This window comes from Pseudogemmobacter blasticus (assembly GCF_003071405.1).
GTDB classification, from domain to species: Bacteria; Pseudomonadota; Alphaproteobacteria; order Rhodobacterales; family Rhodobacteraceae; genus Pseudogemmobacter; species Pseudogemmobacter blasticus.
The window spans coordinates 1808932-1824516 of record NZ_CP020470.1; the positions used below are offsets into that span (position 1 = coordinate 1808932).

The following is a 15585-nucleotide window of genomic DNA, read 5'->3' on the forward strand; positions in this document are numbered from 1 at the left end:
GTATCCCATGCGTCTGCCCCTGCGCCGGCTTCTGCCGCTGTTTCTTGCCCTTGCCGCATCCCTGGCCCCGCTGGATGCTGCCCGCGCCGAAACGGTTTCCACCTTCACGCTGAAGAACGGGCTTGAGGTGGTGGTGATCGAGGATCACCGCGCCCCGGTGGCCGTGCAGATGATCTGGTACAAGGTCGGCGCCGCGGATGAACCCGCCGGAAAATCGGGCATCGCGCATTTTCTGGAACACCTGATGTTCAAGGGCACCGACAAGATTCCCCCCGGCGCCTTTTCCTCGATGATCGAGGCGCAGGGCGGCGACGACAACGCCTTCACCTCCTGGGATTACACCGCCTATTTCCAGCACATCGCCGCCGACCGGCTGGATCTGGTGATGGGCATGGAAGCCGACCGGATGCGCAACCTGCGCCTGACCGAAGAGGATGTGACCACCGAACGGCAGGTCATTCTGGAAGAACGCGCCCAGCGCACCGATTCCAGCCCCGGCGCCCTGCTCAGCGAACAGATGCGCGCCGCGCAATACCTGAACGGCCCCTATGGCGTGCCCGTCATCGGCTGGCGGCATGAGATCGAACAGTTGAACCGCGAAGACGCGCTGGATTACTACCGCCGCTTCTATGCGCCGAACAACGCGATCCTGATCATCGCGGGCGATGTCACCCCCGATCAGGTGCGCGCGCTGGCCGAAAAGCATTACGGCCCGATCCCGCCCTCGGAAGGGCTGACGCCGCGCCTGCGCCCGCAGGAACCGCCGCAACTGGCCGAACGCCGGCTGGCCATGTCTGACCCGCGCGTGTCCGAACCCTATCTCTACCGCAGCTATCTGGCCCCCGAACGCAACCCGGGCGACCAGAAGGATGCCGCCGCCCTGTCGATCCTGGCCGAATTGCTGGGCGGCAGCGGCCAGACCTCGGTTCTGGCCCGCGCCCTGCAGTTCGACCGCCAGGTCGCGCTTTACACCTCGGCCTTCTATGACGGCACTTCGATCGACGACAGCAGCTTCGGCGTCTATGTCGTGCCCGCCCCCGGCGTCAGCCTGGCCAGTGCCGAAGCCGCGCTGGACGAAACCCTGACCCGTTTCCTGACCGAAGGCCCCGATCCGGCCGCCTTCGAACGCATCCGCACCCAGATGCACGCCTCGGAAATCTTCGGCAAGGATGACGTGCAGGGTCTGGCGCGCATGTATGGCGAAGAGCTGTCCATCGGCCTGTCGGTGCAGGACATCCAGAGCTATGACGATGTGCTGATGTCCGTCACCATCGACGATGTGATGAAGGTCGCCGCACAGGTGCTGAACCGCAATCAGGCCGTCACCGGCTGGCTGACCGCCCCCGAAGGCGCCCCCGCCCCCGACAGCGCCGCCCCCTCCCCCCTGCCGATGCCCGCGCCCGAGGAGATTCAGGAATGATGCTGCGCCCCGTTCTCGCGGCCCTCTCGCTGGTGCTGACGCTTGCCCTGCCGGCCCGCGCCGAAGTTGCCATTCAAGAGGTGAAGACCCCCGGCGGCCTGACCGCCTGGCTGGTGGAAGACCACGGCCTGCCCTTCGTCTCGCTGGAACTGCAATTCCGCGGCGGCACCTCGCTGGATGCGCCGGGCAAGCGCGGCGCGGTCTATCTGATGACCGGCCTGATCGAGGAAGGCACCGGCGACATGGACAGCCGCGCCTTTGCCGAGGCGCGCGACGGGCTCGCCGCCAGCTTCCTGTTCGATTCGGGCGCCGACACGCTGTCGGTCTCGGCCCGGATGCTGACCGAAAACCGCGATGCCGCCACCGATCTGCTGCGTCAGGCGCTGACCGCGCCCCGCTTCGATCAGGATGCCATCGACCGGGTGCGCGAACAGGTGCTGTCGGGCCTGCGCTCCGATGCGATGGACCCCAACGCGATCGCGCCGCGCATCTTCGACCGGCTGGCCTTCGGTGACCACCCCTATGGCACCCCCGGCAAGGGCACGCCCGAAACGATGGCCGCGCTGACCCGCGACGATCTGGTCGCCGCCCACAAGGCCACGCTGGCCCGTGACCGCGTGGTCATCGGCGCGGCCGGCGACATCACCGCCGACGAACTGGCCGCCCTGCTGGACAAGCTGCTGGGCGGCCTGCCCGAAACCGGCGCGCCGCTGCCCCCGCAGGCGCCCTGGACGCTCAAGCCCGGCGTGACGGTCGAGGATTTTCCCTCGCCGCAATCGGTGGTGTTCTTCGGCCAAGGCGGCATCCGCCGCGACGATCCCGATTTCTTCGCCGCCTTCATCCTGAACGAGGTTCTTGGCGGCGGCCGCTTCTCGGCCCGGCTGATGACCGAGGTGCGCGAAAAGCGCGGCCTGACCTACGGGATCGGCACCTATCTGGTGCCGATGGATCTGGCCGAAATGCTGATGGGCCAGTTCTCCGCCTCGAACGAAAAGGTGGCCGAGGCGATGGAGGTCGTGCGCGCCGAATGGGCCCGCATCGCAACCGAAGGCATCACCGCCGACGAACTGGCCGCGACCAAGACCTACCTGACCGGCAGCTATCCGCTGCGCTTTTCCGGCAATGGCCCGATCGCGAACATCCTTGTCGGAATGCAGATGGACGATCTGCCCATCGACTATGTGAACACCCGCAACGCCAAGATCGAGGCCGTCACGCTGGAAGACGCGAACCGCGTCGCCGCGCGGCTGTTCCAGCCGCAGGCGCTGCATTTCGTGGTGGTGGGCCAGCCGGCCGGCGTGACAACCGCCCCCTGAACGGGCCAGCGCCGCCCGGCGGGTGGCGGATTGCCGCAATCCGGCCGGGCGCTGGCGGAAATGCCGCTTTCCTTGGCGGCGCGTTGATGTATGCGCTTGCTCCTCGGGCCTGTAATCAGGGTGTGAAGCGGATGATTCCAAGGAACCTGATCCATCTCGTGCCCTCGCACGAAGGTCTCTGGCCCGAGTTCCGCCGCAACCTTGCGGATCTGGCCGCCGCCAACCCGGGCTGGACCCAGATCATCCTGTCCGATGCCGAGGCGCTGGATTTCGTCCGCCGCCATTACGGCCCGCGGGAACTGGACGCGCTGGCGCGCATCGACCCGGCCTATGGCCCGGCGCGGTCAGATCTGCTGCGCTATCTGGTCCTGCACCAGTTGGGCGGCGTCTATTTCGACAACAAGAGCGGCGCCTCCCGCCCGCTGGACCAGATCCTTCGCCCCGAGGATGAATATCTTGTGGTGCAATGGGACAACGGCCCCACGGGGGTTGATGCGGGCTGCGGTTTCCACCCCGAACTTTCGGCGGTCGAAGACGGCGAATACATCAACTGGGTGATGATCAGCCGGGCGGGCCACCCCTTTCTGGCCGCCGTGATCGACCGGGTGCTCGAAAATATCGAAACCTATTCGCGCCACCGCTTCGGCGTGGGCAAGAACGGCACGCTGCGCACCACCGGGCCCATCGCCTGCACGCTGGCGATCCACCCCATCCTGCACCGGCACCCGCACCGCCGGATCATCTGCACCGAGGAAGGCCTGCTTTATGCCAGCTCGGGCGACGGCTCACACCATACGCTGCGGCACAAGCTGCATTACAGCCGCCTGCTGCACCCCGTGGTGCGACCCGCCGCTTCGGCACCCCTGCATGAAAAGCTGGCCGCAAGGCTGACCCGCCCGCTTTATCTTGGCCACGCCTGGCTTCGCCAGCAGAACCGCCGCCGTCGCGATCGGTCCCGCCGGCGGCGCGGCCTTAATGGCCTTTGATCCGCTGCGGCTGATTGGCCCGCTTCTTGACGGACCAGAACACCCGCAGCGCCGTATGGACCAGCGGGTTCCGCACCTGGCTGAAGAATTCCGCCGGCACCGCCTGCCCCGGGCGCTTGGCGGCCACGCGCAGGAAGCGCGTCGCCAGGAACCAGTAAGACGGTGAAAGGTCCGGCACCGATGGCGCGTTGCGGCGGAACACGGTCAGGTAATTGTTGACGCGCTCGTCCAGATCACCCGCCGTCAGTTGCCGCGCCTGCCCCTCCTGAACCCAGCCGCGGTGGGTGCGCACCCCGGCCTGCACCGTGCGCCAGCCCTCATGGCCCTTTGCCAGCAGCCGGCAGCACAGGTCGGTGTCCTCATCGGTGCGCAGGGTCGTCTCCAGCCCGCCGATGGCCCGGAACACGGCAGCGCGCACCCAGAACCCCTGGTTCAGCCCTGCCACCTTCTTCCGCAACACCCCGCCGGGGCGCACCGGACCTTCGCGCCAGCGGCAATAGTATTCGGGCGCTCCGGGCTGGCCTGCCGCGTCATAGGTGACAACCTCCATCGCGGAATAGCCCCACTGGGCCCGGGGTTGCTGCGCGGCAATCTGCAGAACCTGTGCCGGATAGTCCGGCAGAACCTCATCATCGTCATCCAGGAACAGCAGGATGTCGCCCCGCGCCGCCGCCGCCCCCAGATTGCGCGCGGCCGAGGCGCCCGTCCGCCCCGCGCTGCGCACAATGCGCAGGCTGTCCGGCGCGGTCATCCCCGGTGGCGGGCGCAGCGGGTGCTGCACACCGTCATCCACAACCACGATCTCGCCCCCGGGCGGCAACCCCGCCTGCGCGGCCTTCACCGCACGCCACACCAGGGCCGGCCGGTCACAAGTGGGAATGATGATCGAAAGCCCTGCCTTACGCATCTGCTGCTCATCAAGAAGTAACTCTCCCTCTGGTAGAAAATTCTGCAGCCCGCGTCACCCGGCATTTTGCGCGGCCCGCCCGGCTTGGCGGAACTTCGCGCAAAAGGGGATCGGGCCACCTCCCGCCACCCGCGATGCCTGCACAGACGCCGCCCACAGGGCCGCCGCCACCGGCCTTTCCCGACTCGCCGCCACCTGCTACATATCGTCGGATGACGCTTCACACCCCCAAGATAGCCGATGCTTCCGGTCGGCCCGTCATCCGTCAGCTGGATGAAGCCGCCATCAACCGCATCGCGGCGGGCGAGGTGGTCGAACGCCCGGCGTCGGCGGTCAAGGAACTGGTGGAAAACGCGCTGGATGCCGGCGCCAGCCGCATTTCCATCGACTATACCGATGGCGGCAAGACGCTGATCCGCGTCACCGACGATGGCTGCGGCATGACCGCCGCCGACCTGCCGCTGGCCCTGTCGCGCCATGCCACATCCAAGATCGACGGGTCAGACCTGCTGAACATCCGCTCCTTCGGCTTCCGGGGCGAGGCGCTGCCCTCGCTTGGCGCGGTGGGCCGGCTGACGCTGACCTCGCGCGCGGCGGGGCAGGATGCGGCGCAGATCACCTGTCACGGCAGCCGCCTGTCACCCGTGAAGCCCGCCGCGCTGACCCGCGGCACCGTGGTCGAACTGCGCGACCTGTTCCACGCCACCCCCGCGCGGCTGAAATTCCTGCGCACCGACCGGGCCGAGGCGCAGGCGATTCACGAGGTGGTCAAGCGCCTTGCCATGGCGGAACCCACGGTCGGCTTCACCCTGTCGGAAATCGGGGCCGACGGCCCCCGCACCCTGCTGCGGCTTGATCCCGAACAGGGCGACCTGTTCGATGCGCTGCACCGCCGGCTGACCCGCCTGATCGGCGCCGATTTCACCGCCAACGCCCTGCGGATCGAGGCCGAGCGCGACGGTCTGGCGCTTCTGGGCTATGCCGCCCTGCCCACCTATTCGCGCGGATCGTCCGCGCAGCAATACCTGTTCGTCAACGGCCGCCCGGTCACCGACCGGCTGCTGCTGGGGGCGCTGCGGGCGGCCTATTTCGATTTCCTGTCGCGCGACCGCCACCCCGCCGCCGTGCTGAACCTGATCGTCGATCCCGAGCGGGTGGATGTGAACGTCCACCCCGCCAAGGCCGAGGTGCGCTTCCGCGAACCCGATGCCGCGCGCAGCCTGATCATCACCGCGCTGCGCACCGCGCTGTCGGGGGCCGGTCACCGCGCCTCGACCACGGTCGCCAGCGAAACGCTGGCCGCCTTCCGCCCCGAAAGCCCGCGCCCCGCGCAGGCCACGCTGGCGCAGGCCTTCGCCTTCCAGTCGCCCGCCCCTGCCCACGGCTTTGCCCCCGGTTTTGCCGAGGCGCCCGCCGCCCGGGTTGCCCTGGCCGACCCGCTTCCGCAGGCCCCCGAACCCGCGGCCCAGCACCCGCTGGGCGCCGCCCGCGCCCAGTTGCACGAAAACTGGATCGTGGCGCAAACCGCCGATGGCCTTGTGATCGTCGATCAGCACGCCGCGCATGAACGGCTGGTCTATGAACGGCTGAAACGCCAACTGGCCGAAACCGGCATCGCCCGCCAGCCGCTGCTGATCCCCGAGATCGTCACCCTGTCGCCGTCGGACGCCGCGCTGATCCTGTCGGCCGCGCCCGCGCTGGCCGAGGCGGGGCTGGTCGTGGAACCCTTCGGCGGCAGCGCGGTTGCCCTGACCGAAACCCCGGCCATCCTTGGCCCGGTCAACGGCGTGGCCCTCTTGCGCGACATTCTGGATGAACTGGCCGAAGGCGGCCACAGCGCCCTGACCCGCGCCCGGATCGACGCGGTGCTGTCGCGCATGGCCTGCCACGGATCGGTGCGCTCCGGCCGCCAGATGCGCCCCGAGGAAATGAACGCCCTTCTGCGCGAAATGGAGGCGACCCCCGGTTCGGGCCAGTGCAACCACGGCCGCCCGACCTATGTCGAACTGAAACTCGCCGACATCGAAAAACTGTTTGGCCGCCGATGATCACGCTGTTTGGCCAGACCTACGCCTGGAACGCGCCCGAAGTGCTGCTTCTGGCCGGCATCGCCCTTGTGCTGGCGCTGTTCCTGGGCCTGATCCTGCGCGCCGCACTGCGCGCCTCGGCCAGCGCCGACCCGCTTTTGCGAGAGGTGGTCTGGCTGTCCCAGAAGGTGCAGCACATGGGTGAGGCGCAGGAACGGCTGGCCGGCGGGTTGCACCATGTTTCCGAAGCGCAGGCCACCAGCCAGACCTCGATGATCCACCTTGTCGAACAGCGCCTGTCCGACGTGCAGCGCCAGATGACCGAGGCGCTGCACGGCACCTCGACCCGCACCGCGCGGTCCCTGGGCGAACTTCAGCAGCGGCTGGAAACCATCGACAAGGCACAGGCCAATATCGAGAAACTGTCGGGCAACGTGCTGTCCTTGCAGGACATCCTGTCGAACAAGCAGACACGCGGCGCCTTTGGCGAGATCCAGTTGCATGACATCGTGCAGAAGGCGCTGCCGAAAGATGCCTTCACCCTGCAGGCCACCCTGTCGAACGGCCGCCGCGCCGATTGCCTGATCCACCTGCCCAATCCGCCCGGCCCCATCGTCATCGACGCGAAATTCCCGCTTGAGGCTTATGAGGCGCTGCGCCGCGCCGAAACCCCGCGCCAGCAGCAGGAAGCCGCCAGCCTGATGCGCAGCGCAGTGCGCACCCACCTGCGCGCCATTGCCGAACGCTACATCCTTGACGGCGAAACCGCCGACGGCGCGCTGATGTTCCTGCCCTCCGAAGCGGTCTATGCCGAGCTGCACTCCAACTTCCCCGAGATCGTCCGCGAAGGCTTCGCGCTCAAGGTCTGGATCGTGTCGCCCACCACCTGCATGGCCACGCTGAACACCATGCGCGCCATACTCAAGGATGCCCGGATGCGCGAACAGGCCGGGGCAATCCGCCGCGAACTGGGCCTGCTTTACGCCGATGTCGAACGCCTGTCCGAACGGGTCGGCAATCTTGACCGGCATTTCTCGCAGGCCGCGAAAGACATCGAGGACATCCGCATTTCCTCGGACAAGGCCAGCAAGCGCGCCCGGCGGCTGGACAATTTCGACTTCGAGGAAATCGCCCCCGACAGCGCCGCGCAGGTGATCGGACCGCAGGCCGCCGAATGAGCAGGTTTCCCACCCTTGCCGGCCTTGCCGCCCTGATGGCCGGCACCGCGCTGCAGGCGGGCGACGTCACCATCCCCGGCCCGCAAGGCCCCCTGTCGGCCACGGCGATTGCCGTTCCCGGTGCAAGCCACGCGGTCGTGCTGATCCCCGGCTCCGGCCCGACCGACCGGGATGGCAATGGCCCGCTGCTGCAATCGAACATCTATCGTATGCTGGCCGAAGGTCTGGCGGCGGCAGGCATCGCCTCGCTGCGGGTGGACAAGCGCGGCATGTTCGCCTCTGCCCGCGCCATTCCAGACCCCAACGCCGTGACACTCGCCGCCTATGCCGAAGACGCCCGCGCCTGGGTCGGGCAGGCCCGCGCGCTGGCGCCCTGCGTCTGGCTGATGGGCCATTCCGAAGGCGGGCTGGTCGCGCTTCTGGCCGCGAATGACCCGCCGCCCGGCCTTTGCGGGCTGATCCTGCTGTCCACGCCGGGCCGCCCGCTGGGACAGTTGATGGTGGAACAGATGGCCGCCAACCCCTTCGCGGGGCTGCTGATGGCTGACATGAAAAGTGTCGTCGCCAGCCTGTCGCGCGGCGAAACCCGCGATCCGGCCACCCTTCCGCCCGGCCTGCAACCGCTGTTTCCCGCCGCCGTGCAGCCCTATCTGATCGACCTGTTTTCCTATGATCCCGCCACGCTGGCCGCCGGCTGGCCGGGGCCGGCGCTCATCGTGCAGGCCGGCAAGGACATCCAGGTTACCGCCGCCGACGCCGACCGCCTGGCCGCCGCCTTGCCGCAGGCGCAGCGGCTGACCCTGCCCGCCGCTACCCACATGCTGAAACCAGATCGCCCCGGCCTGCCGCTGGCCACCTATTCCGACCCGACAGCCCCGCTTGACCCCGGCCTGATTCCGGCGCTGGCCGGTTTCCTCGCCGCCCATTCCCCGGTTGCAGAATGAGACACCTCACCCCCGCCGATTACCGCGTGCAACCCTGGAAGAACGGCCTTGGCAGCACGGTCGAACTGTTCCGCGCCGAGCTGGACGGCGTGCTGCTGGCCCGCCTGTCCCGCGCCACCGTCACCGAAGACGGCCCCTTCTCGCTGTTTCCCGGTCTCAACCGCAACCTTACCGTGCTGACCGGCCCCGGTTTCCGGCTGGTCGGATCGGGCTTCGATCTGGATTGCGCGCCGCTGACCCCGGTCGCCTTTCCCGGCAGCGTGGTGATTGCCGCCACCGCCACCGGCGGCACGGCGTCCGAGGATTTCAACGTGATGACCGCCGATCACCTGCCCGCGCCGCAGGTGCAGATCGCGCGCGAAGGCAGCGTCCTGCCCGCCGGCGGGCTGCTGGCGCTTTACGCGGCCCTTGGCCCGGCCACGGTCAACGGCTCGCCGCTGGAAGAAGACCACCTGCTGCTGACCACCGGCCCCGCCCGCGTGCATGGCCGCCACCCGGTCATCGCGGCCCGGCTGTTCGGGCTTTAACCCAGCCAGCGCCGCGCCAGCGCATGGGCCCGGGCAAAGGCCGCCTCGGCCCCGGCAATCACCCGCGCCTCCTCGGCCGCGTTCAGGACCGGCGCGTCCAGCCCCGCCTTGAACGCCCGCCACACCGCCGCCGGCCCTTCCTCGGGGTCCACCATATGCCGCGCGCCGTGGCTTTCGCTCAGGCCAATCGCCCGGGCCGCCTTCAGCAGGAACGCCCCGCCCAGGTTCGACCCTTCCACCACATAAAGCCAGCCCAGCGCCTCGGGCAGCGCCACGCCTTCGGCGGCGGGCGGCCCCATCCCCTCGGGCGGCGCCAGCCCCAGATCGGCCAGATCGGCCCGCACCGCCTGCAAGCGGGCCATGCCCGCCAGACCGGGAATTGCCGCGTTCAGCGCCGCATCGGCATAGGGCCCGGCCACGTCGCGGTGAATCTCGTATTGCATCAACAGATAGCGGCCATAGCGGCCAAGGTCGGCAAAGGGGTTTGCCGCCATCACCCAGGCATCCAGTGCCTGATGCGTGTCATCCGTCGCCGCGCGCAGACGGTCGGCACGGCCGGGCTTGGGGGAAATCTCTGCGGTCATGGCACGGGCTTTCAGGCTGTCGCCCGACCTTCACCGATCCCCGGCGCCCAGACAAGACCACAGCCCGCGACACGATTGCCGGACGGCACCCGTCGCAGGCTACCGTCAGATCCGCATGAAGGGCTGCGCCAGCCGCGGGATCATGGCCTTGAACCGCAAGGGCGCGTCGGTCGCGGCCAGGCAGATGCAGTCCTCGCCCGGCTCGGCCACCGGCACATGTTCCAGATCGCCATCGGCAATCTCGACATCGCCGCGTGCGAAACGCCCGGTCGCATCGGAAAACGCCCCCTGCAGGACCAGCGTCATCTCAAGCCCCCGGTGCCCGTGATCCGGCACCGCCACACCCGCGGGAATGTACAGCAGCCGCGCCGCCGCCTGCCTGTCGGTCGGCAGGATCGCCTGCCGCACGCCCTTGCCCAGCGACCGCCATTTCACCGCCGACACATCGCCGCCCACATAGGCGGCCAGCGGGGCCGGGAACACGGACCGCCGGGGCGCCGGCTGCGGCACCGGGCGCGGCTCCTGCTCCAGCCCGTCCAGCCGCGCCAGACAGGCCTCCAGCGCGTCGTCGCCCATCGGCGCGAACCCGTCCTCGACCACGGCGCCGCCCACCGCCTCCCAGGCTTCGGACCGCGCCCGGCAGTCGTCGCACAGTGACACATGCGTCGCCACGACCAGCGCAAAGGCCTCGGGCAACTCGCCGGCCGCATAGGCCATCAGCAACGGTTCAGATAGGTGATGACGAATGGTCATGTGCCTCTCACTTCAACTCCTGGCGCAAACGGTCCAGCGCCAGCCTGATGCGCGACTTGATCGTTCCCAGCGGCAACCCCGTCTCGGTGGCGATCTCGCTGTGCGAGACCTCGCCCCAATAGGCCCGCTCGATCAGCGCGCGTTGGTTTTCCGGCAGGCGGGCCAAAGCCTCGCCCAGCCGCTCGGTCTCCTGCCGCACTTCCAGAACCTCGGCCTGATCGGGTTCAGGCTCCGGTCCCCAGGGCAGATCCTCCGGCTCGGGGCGGCGCGACCGGCGCAGCACGTCAATCCGGCGGTTGCGGGCAATGGTGAAGACCCAGGTCGACACGCTTGCCCGGGCGGGGTCGAACAGATGCGCCTTCTGCCACAGCACCGCCATGACATCCTGCGCGCATTCCTCGGCCAGGGCCGCATCCGCGCCCGACTTCATCAGAAAGCCCTTCACCCGGGGGGCAAAGTGGCGGAACAGCGCAGCAAAGGCCGCGCGGTCCTGACGGTCGCGCACGGCGGCAACCAGTGCCGCCCAATCCTGATTGTCCGATCTGTCCGCGGTCACATCCTTGCCTTGCTGCCAAATCCGTCGTTGCGCCGCACCATAGGCGGGCGCCGGCAGCGATGCATCCGATTTATCGTGACCAAGGGCGTCGAACATGATGCGGGGAATACGCGGCCCGGCGCCGGGCGGATCACCGCCGCAACCGGATTTCTGCAAATCCCCGCCCCGGCCTCCGGCGCTTGGCCCTGCAACCGGGCCAGGCTATAAGCCGCCCGAACAGCGGAACCCCGTCCTTGGTGACTGAATCCCCCTTCCTGACGCTGGCCTTCCTGCTGATCGCGCTGGTCTATGCCGCCGTCGGGCAGGCGGGCGCGTCGGGCTATATCGCCGCCATGGCCCTGGCCGGCTTCGCACCGCTTGCCATGAAGGCAACGGCGCTTGCGCTCAATCTGCTGGTGGCCTCCATCGGAACCGCACTGTTTCTCAGGTCCGGGCGGGTTTCGCGGCGCAATGTCTGGCCGTTTGCCATTCTCGGCTTCCCCTTTTCCATGCTGGGCGGCGCGGTCCACCTTCCCGAAGGGCTTTACTTCCGGGTGGTCGGCATCGTGCTGCTGCTGTCGTCGCTTCAGATGGCACGCGGCGCCCTGTCCGGCCCGCCCGCACAGCCCGCGCCCCCGGTGGCGCCCCCCTTTGCCGCCGCGCTGGCAACCGGGGCCGTGATCGGCTTCATCTCCGGCACAACCGGAACCGGCGGCGGCGTGTTCCTTGCGCCGGTCATCCTGGCCATGAACTGGGGCACCGCCCGGCAGACCGCCGCCACCACGGCGGTCTATAATCTTGTCAACTCGGGCGCGGCGCTGATCGGGGCGCAGGCCACCTGGCCCCAGCTTCCGGCCGCCTTGCCGGTCTGGCTGTTGGCCGTCGCGGTTGGCGGAACGGCGGGCGCGCTTCTGGGCAGCAGATACCTGTCCGACCGCTGGCTGCGCGGCCTTCTGGCCCTGCTCCTGCTGGTGTCGGGGCTCAAGCTGGTCTGGTAGCGGCGCCCCGGCCCGGCCCGCATTTCATCCCCCTTTCGCGAAAAAACCTGTAAGCTCGGCCTGACAAGGTGATCCGGGCGCCCCCGACTGCCGTAAGCACTTCAACATCCGCTCAGAATCGGGAACGCCGTTCATGCCCTTTGAAACCCTGACCCAGGCCCCCCGCCGCATTGCCGTGATCGGGGGGGGCATTTCCGGCCTGTCCGCCGCGCATCTTCTGGCCGATGGCAATGCCGTGGTGCTGTTCGAAGCCGAAGGCCGCCTTGGCGGCCACGCCCGCACCCTGATCGCCGGCAAGCGCGGCGACCAGCCGGTCGATACCGGCTTCATCGTCTATAACCGGGTCAACTATCCCAATCTGGTCAGGCTGTTCGAAAAGCTGGACGTGCCGGTTGCCGAAAGCCGCATGTCCTTTGCCGCCTCGATCGACGGCGGGCGGGTGGAATACGGCCTTGCCGACCTGAACACCCTGTTCGCCCAGCGCCGCAACATCCTGTCGCCGCGCTTCCTGGGCATGATCACCGACGTGCTGCGCTTCAACAAGCACGCCGAGAAGGTGGCGCAGGACGGCCGCATGACCATCCGCGAACTGCTGGACGAACTGGGCACCGGCGATGCCTTCCGCGACTGGTACATCACCCCCTTCTCGGGCGCGATCTGGTCCACCCCCACCGTGGGCATCCTGGATTTCCCGGCGCAGGCGCTGGTGCAGTTCTTCAAGAACCACGCGCTGATGTCGAACAGCGGGCAGCACCAGTGGTACACGGTGCGCGGCGGCTCGATCCAGTATGTCAGCCGCCTGCAGGCGCTGCTGGCCCGGCAGGGCGTCGACATCCGGGCCGGCAGCCCGGTGGCCGGCGTGCGCCGCGAACCCGGCGGCGTCATGGTCCGCGCCGAAGGCGGCGACTGGGAGATGTTCGACGAGGTGGTCTTCGCCACCCATTCCGACGTGTCGCTGCGCCTTTTGGCCGACGCCACGCCGGACGAACGCGCCGCCCTGGGCGCCGTGCGCTACCAGCCGAATGAGGCAGTCCTGCACGCCGACACAAACCTGATGCCCCGCATCCGCAAGACCTGGTCGTCGTGGAACTATGTCGAACCCAAGGGCGGCGCGCGCGACCGCATCGACCTGACCTACTGGATGAACTCGCTGCAACCCATCCCGCAGGATGACCCGCTGTTCGTCACCCTGAACGCCACCCAGGCGATCCGGGCCGACCTGATCCATGATGTCACCACCTTCCGCCACCCGGTCTATGATCTGGGCACATTGGCCGCGCAGGGGCAGGTCCGCGCGATGAACGGCACCCGCAACACCTGGTTCTGCGGCGCCTGGATGAAGAACGGCTTCCACGAAGACGGCATCGCCTCGGCGGTCGATGTGGTGCAGGGCCTGCGCACCCGCACCCCACAGCAGGCCGCCGCATGAGCGAGGTCGAACATATCCGCGGCGAAACCTTCCACGGCCGCAAGGGCGCTGTGAAGAACAGCTTCCGCTACGGTGTGGATTACCTGCTGCTTGACCCTGACCGCGCCACCGGCCCGCGCCTGTTCTCGCGCAACCGCGCCAATCTGGTGGCCCTGCATGACAGCGATTACGGCGGCCCCCCCGGCCAGGGCCGCGGCACCGCCTGGGTGCGCGAGGTGCTGGCCACCCACAACGCCCCCGGGTCAGACCATATCCTGCTGCTCGGCCAGCCCCGCGTCATGGGCTATGTGTTCAACCCGGTGTCGTTCTGGCTTTGCCATGATGGCAAGGGCAACCTGCTCTCGGTCATCGCCGAAGTCTCCAACACCTATGGCGACCGGCATTGCTACCTTTGCACCCATCCCGACGGCCGCCCGATCCAGCGCACCGATACGCTGACCGCGCAGAAGATCTTTCACGTCTCGCCCTTCCAGCCGGTCGAGGGGCGCTATGATTTCCGCTTCGACATCCGGCCAGACCGGGTGGGGGTCTGGATCGACTATACCTCGTCCGACGGCGGACTTTACACCAACCTCACCGGCCCCCGCGCACCGCTGACCAACCTTGGCATCCTGCGTGCCTGCCTGCGCCGCCCCTTCGGATCGCGCCGGGTGATGGCGCTGATCCACTGGCAGGCGCTGAAACTGTGGTGGAAGGGCGTCACCTTCCGCCCGCGCGGCACGCCCCCGGCCAAGAACGTCAGCCGCTGATGGCGCAGCGCCTGCCGGCCTGGTCGCTGTTCGCGGCGCTGATCGCCATGGCCGGCCTGCCGATCTACATCCACGCGCCCAAGTTCTTCGTCGACAGCTACGGCGTGTCGCTGGCCGCGCTTGGCGGCACGCTGGCGCTGCTGCGCCTGATCGACGTGGTGCAGGACCCCGCCCTTGGCTGGCTGGCGCAGGCCACCCGGCCGCACCGCCGCGCCATGGTGGCCGGGGCCGCCGCGCTGATGGCCGCCGCACTTTGGGGCCTGTTCGCCATTGCGCCGCCGGTGGCCCCGCTTCTGTGGTTCGCCCTGACGCTGACCGCCCTTTTCTCGGCCTTCTCCTTCCTGACCATCGTCTTTTACGCCGAAGGCGTTGCCAAGGCCGGCCGGCTTGGCCCGAACGGCCATATCCGCCTTGCCGGGTGGAGAGAGGCGGGCGGCCTGATCGGCGTCTGCCTGGCCGCGACCGCGCCGGTGGCGCTGTCGGCCCTGACCGACAGCCCCTTCACCGCCTTCGCCGCCGGTTTCGCGGCGCTTGCCCTGGCCGCCACGCTGGCGATGAACCGCGAATGGTCCACCGCGCCCGCCGAACCCGCGGCCCCGCTGGCCCTGTTCCGCCCCGCCCTGTCGGACCGGCTGGCCCGCCGCCTGCTGCTGATCGCGCTGCTGAACGCGGCGCCGGTCGCCGTAACCTCGACCACCTTCCTGTTCTTCGTCGAAAGCCGGCTGATGGCCCCGGGCGCCGAAGGCCCGCTCCTGCTGCTGTTCTTCCTCTCCGCCGCCGCTGCCGCGCCCCTCTGGACCCGCGCCGCCGCCCGCTTCGGTGCGAAACCCGTGCTTCTGGCCGGCATGGCGCTCTCCATCGCGGCCTTCCTCTGGGCCGCCACCCTGGGCGCCGGCGACACTGCGGCCTTCGCGGTGATCTGCGCCGCCTCGGGCGCGGCCCTTGGCGCCGACCTGACGCTGCTGCCCGCCCTCTTTGCCCGCCGCCTGTCGCAAGTTTCCGCCGGGACCGAGGCCGCCGCCTTCGGCCTGTGGTCCTTCGTGTCGAAACTGTCGCTGGCCCTGGCCGCCGCCACCCTGCTGCCCGCCCTGCAGGCCGCGGGCTTCATCCCCGGCGCGCAGAACCCCGAGCCTGCGCTTTTTGCCCTGACGCTGATCTATGCCGCCCTTCCCTGCGTATTGAAGGTGACAGCCCTCGCGCTCCTGTCCCTCACCCCGGTATCGGAGACCTGA

Annotated in this window: 15 protein-coding genes; 11 read left to right on the top strand and 4 right to left on the bottom strand. The window is 68.8% G+C overall.

All coding sequences use genetic code 11. From position 1 onward, the window contains the following. Window positions 1-7: 7 nt before the first annotated feature. From B6K69_RS08845 to B6K69_RS08855, 3 genes are all read left to right on the top strand, one after another. A complete protein-coding gene (locus tag B6K69_RS08845) occupies window positions 8-1420 on the top strand; it encodes a M16 family metallopeptidase (RefSeq protein WP_108643514.1) in 1413 nt (470 codons plus the stop codon). Next, entirely contained in the window at window positions 1417-2736 is a 1320-nt protein-coding gene (locus B6K69_RS08850) for a M16 family metallopeptidase (RefSeq protein ID WP_108643515.1), read from the top strand. Before B6K69_RS08845 ends, B6K69_RS08850 begins: the two co-directional genes overlap by 4 nt. A 131-nt stretch (window positions 2737-2867) precedes the next feature. Next, the gene (locus B6K69_RS08855) at window positions 2868-3722 is read left to right on the top strand and encodes a glycosyltransferase family 32 protein (RefSeq protein WP_164681918.1); all 855 of its coding nucleotides are present in this window, start codon (window positions 2868-2870) and stop codon (window positions 3720-3722) included. On the opposite strand, the gene B6K69_RS08860 is transcribed toward B6K69_RS08855, so the two are convergent. After that, the gene (locus B6K69_RS08860) at window positions 3709-4629 is read right to left on the bottom strand and encodes a glycosyltransferase family 2 protein (RefSeq protein WP_108643517.1); all 921 of its coding nucleotides are present in this window, start codon (window positions 4627-4629) and stop codon (window positions 3709-3711) included. The genes B6K69_RS08855 and B6K69_RS08860 overlap by 14 nt on opposite strands. Window positions 4630-4841: 212 nt before the next feature. Between B6K69_RS08860 and mutL the strand changes: the two genes are divergently transcribed. The 4 genes from mutL to B6K69_RS08880 are packed head-to-tail and all read left to right on the top strand — an operon-like array spanning window position 4842 to window position 9305. After that, a complete protein-coding gene (gene mutL / locus B6K69_RS08865) occupies window positions 4842-6677 on the top strand; it encodes a DNA mismatch repair endonuclease MutL (RefSeq protein WP_108643518.1) in 1836 nt (611 codons plus the stop codon). Further along, entirely contained in the window at window positions 6674-7834 is a 1161-nt protein-coding gene (locus B6K69_RS08870; RefSeq protein WP_108643519.1) for a DNA recombination protein RmuC, read from the top strand. Before mutL ends, B6K69_RS08870 begins: the two co-directional genes overlap by 4 nt. Beyond that, the gene (locus B6K69_RS08875; RefSeq protein WP_108643520.1) at window positions 7831-8778 is read left to right on the top strand and encodes an alpha/beta hydrolase; all 948 of its coding nucleotides are present in this window, start codon (window positions 7831-7833) and stop codon (window positions 8776-8778) included. The genes B6K69_RS08870 and B6K69_RS08875 overlap by 4 nt, the downstream gene beginning before the upstream one ends. Continuing rightward, window positions 8775-9305: a HutD/Ves family protein gene (locus tag B6K69_RS08880; protein WP_108643521.1), complete on the top strand. Its 531-nt coding sequence runs from the start codon at window positions 8775-8777 to the stop codon at window positions 9303-9305. The genes B6K69_RS08875 and B6K69_RS08880 overlap by 4 nt, the downstream gene beginning before the upstream one ends. On the opposite strand, the gene B6K69_RS08885 is transcribed toward B6K69_RS08880, so the two are convergent. The 3 genes from B6K69_RS08885 to B6K69_RS08895 form a co-directional block, all read right to left on the bottom strand. Continuing rightward, the gene (locus tag B6K69_RS08885) at window positions 9302-9889 is read right to left on the bottom strand and encodes a biliverdin-producing heme oxygenase (RefSeq protein WP_108643522.1); all 588 of its coding nucleotides are present in this window, start codon (window positions 9887-9889) and stop codon (window positions 9302-9304) included. The two genes, B6K69_RS08880 and B6K69_RS08885, sit on opposite strands and share 4 nt — an antisense overlap. A gap of 105 nt (window positions 9890-9994) precedes the next feature. Next, window positions 9995-10642: a ChrR family anti-sigma-E factor gene (locus tag B6K69_RS08890; RefSeq protein WP_107673241.1), complete on the bottom strand. Its 648-nt coding sequence runs from the start codon at window positions 10640-10642 to the stop codon at window positions 9995-9997. Between the two features lie 7 nt (window positions 10643-10649). Continuing rightward, a complete protein-coding gene (locus B6K69_RS08895; RefSeq protein ID WP_228156700.1) occupies window positions 10650-11198 on the bottom strand; it encodes a sigma-70 family RNA polymerase sigma factor in 549 nt (182 codons plus the stop codon). 236 nt (window positions 11199-11434) lie between these two features. On the opposite strand from B6K69_RS08895, the gene B6K69_RS08900 reads away from it, so the two are divergent. The 4 genes from B6K69_RS08900 to B6K69_RS08915 all read left to right on the top strand — a co-directional run bounded on the left by B6K69_RS08900 (window position 11435) and on the right by B6K69_RS08915 (window position 15585). Then, window positions 11435-12175: a sulfite exporter TauE/SafE family protein gene (locus tag B6K69_RS08900; RefSeq protein ID WP_228156701.1), complete on the top strand. Its 741-nt coding sequence runs from the start codon at window positions 11435-11437 to the stop codon at window positions 12173-12175. Window positions 12176-12308: 133 nt separating this feature from the next. After that, on the top strand, window positions 12309-13604 hold the full coding sequence (locus B6K69_RS08905) for an NAD(P)/FAD-dependent oxidoreductase (protein WP_108643524.1): 1296 nt from the start codon (window positions 12309-12311) through the stop codon (window positions 13602-13604). Next, on the top strand, window positions 13601-14353 hold the full coding sequence (locus B6K69_RS08910; RefSeq protein ID WP_108643525.1) for a DUF1365 domain-containing protein: 753 nt from the start codon (window positions 13601-13603) through the stop codon (window positions 14351-14353). The genes B6K69_RS08905 and B6K69_RS08910 overlap by 4 nt, the downstream gene beginning before the upstream one ends. Further along, window positions 14353-15585 carry an MFS transporter gene (locus tag B6K69_RS08915; protein WP_108643526.1) on the top strand — a complete coding sequence of 411 codons (1233 nt, stop codon included), beginning with the start codon at window positions 14353-14355 and terminating at the stop codon, window positions 15583-15585. The genes B6K69_RS08910 and B6K69_RS08915 overlap by 1 nt, the downstream gene beginning before the upstream one ends.